This window comes from Streptomyces phaeochromogenes, assembly GCF_001418655.1.
Taxonomy (GTDB): Bacteria; Actinomycetota; Actinomycetes; order Streptomycetales; family Streptomycetaceae; genus Streptomyces; species Streptomyces phaeochromogenes.
The window spans coordinates 1-3,200 of sequence record NZ_LIQZ01000501.1 but is presented as its reverse complement, the minus strand read 5'-3'; the positions used below and the strand labels follow the sequence as shown (position 1 = coordinate 3,200).

General features: G+C 71.4%; 3 protein-coding genes. 1 reads left to right on the top strand and 2 read right to left on the bottom strand.

All coding sequences use genetic code 11. The features are described from left to right. Together AOK17_RS43950 and AOK17_RS43945 are read right to left on the bottom strand one after the other, a co-directional pair. Positions 1 to 848, bottom strand: an 848-nt coding sequence (locus AOK17_RS43950; protein WP_055618256.1) for an NAD(+)/NADH kinase, incomplete at its 3' end; no start/stop codon positions are given. Continuing rightward, the gene (locus AOK17_RS43945; RefSeq protein ID WP_055618255.1) at positions 845 to 1,882 is read right to left on the bottom strand and encodes an SPFH domain-containing protein; all 1,038 of its coding nucleotides are present in this window, start codon (positions 1,880 to 1,882) and stop codon (positions 845 to 847) included. The genes AOK17_RS43950 and AOK17_RS43945, both read right to left, overlap by 4 nt. A gap of 140 nt (positions 1,883 to 2,022) precedes the next feature. Here AOK17_RS43945 and AOK17_RS43940 point away from each other — a divergent pair. Continuing rightward, positions 2,023 to 3,200, top strand: a 1,178-nt coding sequence (locus tag AOK17_RS43940; protein WP_055618254.1) for an arginine deiminase, incomplete at its 3' end; no start/stop codon positions are given.

Below are 3,200 nucleotides of genomic sequence, written 5' to 3'. Positions count from 1 at the left end.
GTCTGCCCCCAGGTCAACTCCACCGCGTCCCCCTCCATCCCGTCCCCGAACGCGATCAGTCGTTCGGACTCGACGGTGAGGCTGAGGTGGGACGAGGCCGAGAGCTGGCCGGCGACCTGGGACGTGCCGGTCGCCGGTGACGGCCATGCCTCGCGGACGAACCACACCAGGCGGTCCTCCGTGGGGCGTGGCAGGGGCAGGGAGCTGCCCCGCTCCTGCCACACCGACCGGATCCATCCGGTCGCCCCGGTACCGGTCCCCACCAGCACCCCGGAGGATGCCTGGGCCTCGACGACACCCCCGTCGCCCGCCAGGTCCAGGCGGTACCTGGCCGTCTGATGTCCGACCGCGCCGAGATAGATCTCGTTGAGCGCGACCAGCCGCTGCGTGTCGTCGGCGACGGCCTCGACCATGGTGAGTTCGTCGACGGTGCTGGTGAGGGCCGCCGGAAGCAGCGTCGGCGCGTCCGCCGGCCGGTGCCGGACCAGGACGCCCGGGTTGCGGCCGGGGTCGGCGTCGATGCCCAACACCGGCTGGCCGGCGAGGTACTTGGCGACGTTCGCCACCAGACCGTCCTGGCCGACCACGACCACCACGTCCTCCGGCGCGAACAGGAAGCGGTCCAAGTCCCGCCGCTCGACCAGCGTCTGACGCCAGGTCAGCGGAATCGCCGAGGTCACGTCGGTCAGCGCGCGCCGGGTGCGGCGATGGCGCTCGGCGACCTCCTCGATGTCCCGGCCCCGGGAGGAGAGGAAGAACGCGGCCTGTCCGTGCGTGCCGTGGTGGGCCACCAACTCGGTGTACTCCGTGGTCCGGTGGACCACCACGACCCGCGGTGCGAGACTCACGCCCGCTCTCCGGTCCCGAACCTGGCGAGCAGCCCGGTGAGCACGTCCGGCGTCACCGTCACGCTCTCGATGTTCGGCAGGTTCTCCGCGAGCCGCGTCCCGGTGAGGGCGTGCAGGGTCGCCACATCCACCTCGCCGTGCACCCGCAGCCACGCCGCCTGGGCCTGTGCCCGTGCCTCGCCCACCTCACGCGCACCCTCGGCCTCCGCACGGGCGAGCCGTACGGACCGGGCGGCCTCGGCGTCGGCCAGCCGTACCGTCCGGGCCGCCTCCGCGCCCGCCCGTACCGCGTCCGCAGCCGCGTGCTCCTCCGCCTCGCGGCGGGCGTTCGTGCCGCGCTGGTCGACCAACTGCTCCTCGCGGCGGGCGAGTTCGATCTGGCTGTCCAGTTCGTTCTCGGCGATGGCCCGCTCCCGCTCGACGGCCACCGCCCGGCGCTCGTACGTGGCCCGGTCGGCCTCCTGCTGGATCAGCTCCCGGGCCGGCGTGCGCAGGGCGCGCTCCACCTCGGGCTCCGGGCGCAGCGCCACCACGCGCACCGCGACCACCTCGATACCGGTGGCCGGCAGACGGGGCTCCGCGCCCAGGCCGACGGCGACGCGCTCGCGGACCGCCGCCACCCCGTCGACGAGGGCCGCCGCCAGCGTCGTACGGGCGAGCACGTCGAGTGCGTGCTGCTGGGCCGTCTCCGTGAGCAGCGTGCCCAGCTGTTCCAGTGGCGCGCCCCGCCACACTCCGCTGTCCGGGTCGATGGAGAAGTCCAGCCGGGCGGCGGCGAGTGCCGGGTCGCTGACCCGGTAGGTGACCGTCGCCTGCACCGCCACGTCCTGGAAGTCGGACGTACGGGCGTGGAAGGTCATCGCCAACTCCCGGTCGTCGACCGGCACTTCGGACACTGCCGCCGTGAGCGCGCGGAACCAGAAGCTGAGTCCCGGCCCGTCGTGCAGCAGCTTGCCGCCCCGGTGGTGCCGGACGTGTGCCGTCGGCGCACCGCGCAGATGGCGCCAGCCCAGGCGCCGGGTGATGTCGGCCATGTGTGTGCGACCCCCTCCGTATTTTTCGTCAGTACGACGATAATCGCCGCTCTCTCTAATCGTCAAGGGGACGAGAAAGAGAAATCGCGGAAACGGTCGACCAGGGGGTGAAGACGGTCACCGGTGGTCAGGATGGAGTCATGGGATTCCACGTCGACTCCGAAGCCGGGCGGCTGCGCCGCGTCATCCTGCACCGGCCGGATCTAGAGCTCAAAAGGCTCACCCCCAGCAACAAGGACGCCCTGCTCTTCGACGACGTGCTGTGGGTGCGCAGGGCCCGCGCGGAGCACGACGGTTTCGCCGACGTGCTCCGCGACCGCGGAGTCACCGTCCACCTCTTCGGCGACCTGCTGACCGAGGCCCTGGCGATCCCGGCGGCCAGATCGCTCGTCCTGGACAGGGTCTTCGACGAGAAGGAGTACGGGCCGCTGGCCACCGACCACCTCAGGGCTTCCTTCGAGGCGCTGCCCGCGGGCGAGCTGGCGGAGGCGCTGGTCGGCGGGATGACCAAGCGGGAGTTCCTGGAGGCGCACCCCGAGCCGACCTCCGTGCGCTTCCACGTCATGGACCTCGACGACTTCCTCCTCGGCCCCCTCCCCAACCACCTCTTCACCCGCGACACCTCCGCCTGGATCTACGACGGCGTCTCCATCAACGCCATGCGCTGGCCCGCCCGCCAGCGCGAGACCGTGCATTTCGAGGCGATCTACCGGCACCATCCGCTGTTCCAGGACGAGGCGTTCCACGTGTGGTCCGAGGGCCAGGCCGACTACCCGTCCACCATCGAGGGCGGGGACGTGCTCGTGATCGGCAACGGCGCCGTGCTGATCGGGATGAGCGAGCGGACGACACCCCAGGCCGTGGAGATGCTCGCGCACAAACTGTTCGCCACCGGCTCGGCCCAGACGATCGTGGCGCTCGACATGCCGAAGAAGCGCGCCCTCATGCACCTCGACACGGTGATGACGATGGTCGACGGCGACACCTTCACCCAGTACGCGGGGCTCGGCATGCTCCGCTCGTACACCATCGAACCGGGCGTCGGCGACAAGGAGCTGAAGGTCACCGACCATCCGCCGGAGCACATGCACCGCGCGATCGCCGCCGCGCTGGGGCTCGACCGGATCCGGGTGCTGACCGCCACCCAGGACGTGCACGCCGCCGAGCGTGAGCAGTGGGACGACGGCTGTAACGTCCTCGCGGTCGAGCCGGGCGTCGTCGTCGCGTACGAGCGGAACCAGACCACCAACACGCATCTGCGCAAGCAGGGCATCGAGGTGATCGAGATCCCGGGGAGCGAGCTGGGGCGGGGGAGGGG